This is a genomic window from Halochromatium sp. (assembly GCF_054919635.1).
Window position 1 is genome coordinate 1 of the sequence record NZ_JBUDPI010000310.1, and the last position, 4,520, is coordinate 4,520.

General features: G+C 62.7%; 6 protein-coding genes. 2 read left to right on the forward strand and 4 right to left on the reverse strand.

Features of this window, described 5'->3' with window-relative positions:
• Nucleotides 1-285: ankyrin repeat domain-containing protein (locus ACY693_RS15535; RefSeq protein ID WP_462322722.1), on the reverse strand; the 285-nt coding region annotated here is incomplete at its 3' end.
• A gap of 625 nt (nucleotides 286-910) precedes the next feature.
• Between ACY693_RS15535 and ACY693_RS15540 the strand changes: the two genes are divergently transcribed.
• Complete coding sequence (locus ACY693_RS15540; protein ID WP_462322723.1) at nucleotides 911-1,366, forward strand: hypothetical protein; 456 nt, start codon at nucleotides 911-913, stop codon at nucleotides 1,364-1,366.
• 17 nt (nucleotides 1,367-1,383) lie between these two features.
• On the opposite strand, the gene ACY693_RS15545 is transcribed toward ACY693_RS15540, so the two are convergent.
• The 3 genes from ACY693_RS15545 to ACY693_RS15555 all read right to left on the reverse strand — a co-directional run bounded on the left by ACY693_RS15545 (nucleotide 1,384) and on the right by ACY693_RS15555 (nucleotide 4,235).
• The gene (locus ACY693_RS15545) at nucleotides 1,384-2,019 is read right to left on the reverse strand and encodes a PilZ domain-containing protein (protein WP_462322724.1); all 636 of its coding nucleotides are present in this window, start codon (nucleotides 2,017-2,019) and stop codon (nucleotides 1,384-1,386) included.
• Nucleotides 2,020-2,200: 181 nt separating this feature from the next.
• Nucleotides 2,201-2,857, reverse strand: a complete 657-nt coding sequence (locus ACY693_RS15550; protein ID WP_462322725.1) for a hypothetical protein — start codon at nucleotides 2,855-2,857, stop codon at nucleotides 2,201-2,203.
• A 301-nt stretch (nucleotides 2,858-3,158) separates the two neighbouring features.
• Nucleotides 3,159-4,235 carry a hypothetical protein gene (locus ACY693_RS15555; RefSeq protein WP_462322726.1) on the reverse strand — a complete coding sequence of 359 codons (1,077 nt, stop codon included), beginning with the start codon at nucleotides 4,233-4,235 and terminating at the stop codon, nucleotides 3,159-3,161.
• A gap of 182 nt (nucleotides 4,236-4,417) precedes the next feature.
• On the opposite strand from ACY693_RS15555, the gene ACY693_RS15560 reads away from it, so the two are divergent.
• Nucleotides 4,418-4,520: single-stranded DNA-binding protein (locus ACY693_RS15560; RefSeq protein ID WP_462322727.1), on the forward strand; the 103-nt coding region annotated here is incomplete at its 3' end.

A 4,520-nucleotide genomic window follows, 5' to 3' on the forward strand; every position in this document is an offset into this window, starting at 1 on the left:
TACTTCTGCGCGCGCAGCAAGCAAGCGTTCGGCTGCATCGGTATGGCCGTTGACCGCAGCCATCATCAGCGGCGTCCATTGGCAACTATTGCGCACGTTGGCATCGACGCGCTCGCCGAGCAGCCGCTCGATGGAGGAGACATCGCCTTGCTCGGCGACATCAAGCAGCGCTTGGGCCTGCGCTTGCGGGTCCTCAGCGCTGCCGCAGCCGCTGAGGAGGGCGAGGAGAGAGAGGGTAGCGGCACATGCAACAGCGGTTGTGGGGGAGCTAGGTATCGTGTTCATAGCGTGGGATGCGCGACTCTGGCGCTTTGGTTGTAATCCTTGGCATGATTCGCCAGGGTGCTCGTGCCGCCCATGACAACCCGCAAACGACACAACGGTTTAGCGGCCACAGGAGGCATTCGCCTATGGATCTCGTCGGTATCTTGATCGCTATCTCGCTCTTGCTGTTCGCTGGACTGGGAGTGGCTGGCCTGTTCCTAGCCGGTCGGAGCAGCCACTCTGCCAACGACGATGATCCGCCGCCGCGGAAATAGTCCGAGCTATCTGGCTTTCGCCAAAGGTTATCGCGGCTTCGTACAGTGCATCTCTTTGCACACATCTCGGATCGGCGGCCATCACACCCGCACCCACCTGGTGCGGCCTGTGGCACGCTTGGATTATGGATGTCGGCGCGGGTGAGCTCGCGGACCCGAATGCCCGCTGCCGCTGTGCCGGTCCCCGAGCGGCGTTCTGCGCTGGCCGCAGCAGGGGAGCCATTGCCATGGTCGTGGTTGCGATTGGCGGTTGAGCTCGAGGGCGGCGGCAGCCGACGCTCGACCAAGGCATCGGTGAGGAGACAGCGGGCCGACTCCGGGAGGATGCGATCAAGTGCGTCGAGCTGGCGCAGCTGGGATTGGGACTGGCCATGACCCGCCGCCTGGGCGGCTTGAAGCCAGGCGGCGGCCATTACCTCATCGACGGCGCCAAGACGGCCGCTGTCATAGAGCCAGCCGAGATGGAAACCCGCCTGCGCATGGCCGAGATCGGCAGCCTGGCAGCAGTACTCGAGGGCTCGGTCGAGCTGCTGCGTCACGCCGATGCCGTATTCGTAACGCTGGCCTTGCTCGTTGAGCCAGGCGGCTGCGATGCGGTCTTCGCTGTTCTCAGTCGCCGTTGCTGGATTGGCGAGCAGACTGGCCCCAAGCAGGTTGGCGCGGAGCGCGGCGAAGATCGCTCGGTTGTACCGCGTCACGGCCATCGGACGCGATGTCTTCTGAGAGGCTGGCCGGCGGTCGCTACGCCCCAAGTACTGAGTCTGCGGTCGAAGCTGTCGGCGTCGATCATTGGTTGTGCGGTGCTCGCGCCTGTGCTCTGCGTCTGATCGTCTCTGTTGCGCGACTAGCTCAGCGCGGACCGCTCGTTTTCGGACCTTGGTCTGGAGGCTGGTTCGGAGTCTGGCCCAGACTCCGGCCTAGACTCTGGCTCAGATTCCGGTTCAGATTTTGGTTCAGGCTCTGGGGGCTGAGTGAGCTCGTCTGTCTTGATCTCTTGTGCCTGGGCCTGTTCTGGCTCGGCCGCCTGCGCCTGGTTCGCTTGCTTTTGGGCGGCGAGCTGGCGCTGACGAGCATTATCCACCAGCTGGTTGATGAGCTTCTGCGTGGGTGCATCAAGATCGGAGAACGAGATACCCAGGACCCAGTGACCCGGCAGATGCTCGGCGGGGGAGGCCCAGACCACAGCACCGTTGGCATGGATCGGCTTATCGGCGCTTGGGCATTCCAGGTTGACGTAGACCTCGGCCTTGAGCGGTATCTGATGGAAGCACTGCACACGGACACCGCCGTTACTGATGTCTTGCGATAGACCGAGGCTGTAGCGGCTCGCGATATCTTGCCGTTCGGTCTCAACGCAGCGCACATTGGCCCAGCACTCATGAGTGGCGCGCTCCGAGCGTCGTTTCTCGCTCGGATCCTGGGCGCGCTTCTGGGCGCGCTTCGGCCGCAATCGTTTGAGGATCATGGAAATAAGATTCATTGCTCGACCTGTTTGCGATCGTGTATCAGGCGGCCAGTCATCAGGCCAAGCATGGCCCTAAGCCTAGCGACTGCTGCAACATGCGGAAAGGATGATCCGCCTACTGAGCCGAGCATGGATCACCCGATGCTCGCCAGATGTTCGCTCAACGCCCGCCAGATGACCGTATAGTGGCAATCGTTTAGCGCGCTGCGCTACAGTCGAGCTGGTTGCAACGGACCATGACCGGGGCTCGATCGACGCAATAGACGCGGTGGATCTCATCGGCTTGGAGGGCCTGGGCGAGAACGGCGCCGCGGTCATGGAGCTGGCAGCCTTGGGATTGCGCATAGCGCTCGGCATAGTAGGCCCAGAGACCGATCGGCGCGGACTCGAAGTCTGGTGACAGCATGGCCGGATTTTGGGTCTCGGTTGGGCGAGCTGGCGCTGATTCCCTTGCTGGCTTGTGCCTCTGGTTGGTCGCTGGCAAGGGTGTTGTCTCTGACGTTGGCCGTGGCGTCGGGCCGCTAGCGATGATCGGACTCGCGCTGCCGGCAAATTCCTTCCAACGTTGCTGCAGCGAGCGAAGCGCACGCTGCAGGTGATCGCGATAAAGGCCGGTTACGTCGTCAGACCAGGCCCGGTTGGTGCCCGGCCACCAGTGCTCTTCAGCGCGGGCGGACACGAGCGTACCGGTCTCGGTCTGCTCAAGCTGGGTATGGATGCGCAGTTGAGTGGTCTTTGGCGGTGTGGTCCCGGCTGGCCCGGCGCTCGCTGGTTGATCGAGGGTGGTTGCAAACAGGATGGCGTGGCTTCGGCTCTCGAGCAGTGTCCATCCCTGCAGAAGTGCTGTGTCCAATGCGAGAGCCTTCACACGGGCAGCGCTTGCATTGGGCAGGAAAACGCTCGGCTCGGCGCTTGCTTGCACCCATGTCGCTTGCCCCGAGAGCCCGAGGGCAAGCAACAGAATGAGGATTGGCGGCATGCAGGGTGCGGGCCTTCTAACTCGATGGATTCAGTTGTCCGGGCAAAAACGGCTTGCTCAGACGGTTGGGCTCAGGCGGTTGAGTTCAGGCGGTTGAGTTCAGGCGGTTGGGCTCAGGCGGTTGGGCTCAGGCGGTTGGGCTCAGGCGTCCGGCCTGAGGGCCACCCGTTGATCTCTAGTTGATCTCTCGGCAAACGCCGCCCTGGCATCGCAGCAAGAGATTCGGGTTATCGATGCATTGCACCTCGTAGAGCTCAAACGCTGTTGTCGTGCTCAGCAGGACCGCGCCGCGCTCGCTAACGGCACAGCCTCGCTCGCGTGCTGATGCCTCGGCGTAAAAGGTCCAGAGGCCGCGGCGGGCTTGGCCGTCGAGCACTAACATATCGTTGCTTTCGTCCGGATCTGCCGTCCCAGGTACGCTCTGTAAAGGCGGCCGATCCATCTGGCTGCCAGCTTGGGCGGCAGTCTGGCCAGCGGTTGTGCCTGCACTAGCGAAGGGAGGCTGGGACGCTGTGCCGTCACCGTCTTGGCGAGGCATGCTCGGTGCTCCTGGATCGGTCTCGGCTGGAGCTGGTGCGGCGAAGGCGTCCAGCGTCGAGACATCGGCGCTTGGCTCGGTCGGTGAATCCAGCGGCGAACTCATCGCGTCGTCGACCGGATCGCCGGTGGCCCACACCCCCTCAGAAGGGCCAGATGGCCCATCGATGTTAGACGTGTCGGCCTCGGCGATGACAACCTCGTCTGGATCAGGCGGTAGCGGGATCTCGGAGGCGATGCGTGTGCGGTTTTCCAGCCAGGCACTCGCCAAGGCATTCAGCGAGATCATCAGTTGATCTTGGTAGTCCTTTGTATAGTCGACATGGTGCTCTTGCTCAGTGCCGGGGTTGATGACCACCGATGAGCTGAGGCTCACGATGACATCGTTACCGCGCTCACGCAGTTGGGTCTCGACTTGGAGCTTTGGGGCGGCGAGGATGCCTTCAGGACTCAGCAGTTGCGCCTGAGGCGAGTTTTCAGGCAACTGGCGCTCAAGAAGAAGGCGCTGATCATCTGCGGCAGCGATCGTCCACCCCTTGCTCTGGGCCATTCCCATCGCGAGCAGTTGCGCCTCCTGTACCTTGCCATTCGGTAGCAGGATCTCAGGTCCTGATGGGCCGACGCCCTGGCTAACCCGAGTGGGCTGTGATCCGCAGCCAGCGACGAGCAGGAGCAGGGTCGCGCAGATGAGGCCAAAGAAGAAGCGCTGCTTCACGTCAAGCTCCAAGGGTTAGCGATCATCGGTGTGAAGCCGCGATGCTAGCACAGTGCGCGGACCTCGCAGCCGAGCCCGCAGCCCGACCTACAGCCGGGCCTGCATGCGGCCGAGGTGGACAACGCAACGCGGCTTTGTGCACCATTGATCGATCGGTGGCTGAAACCTTCGGAGAGAAAGCGATGGCAGGTGGTGGCGTCAACAAGGTGATCCTGATCGGCAACCTCGGCGCAGACCCAGAGGTACGCTACATGCCGAGTGGCAACGCAGTTGCTAACCTGCGCA

Excerpts from the sequence above, each read along its gene's own strand:
- ACY693_RS15540 (WP_462322723.1), top strand. The coding sequence starts at position 911 with ATGACCCGCCGCCTGGGCGGCTTGAAGCCAGGCGGCGGCCATTACCTC.
- ACY693_RS15545 (WP_462322724.1), bottom strand. The coding sequence starts at position 2,019 with ATGAATCTTATTTCCATGATCCTCAAACGATTGCGGCCGAAGCGCGCC.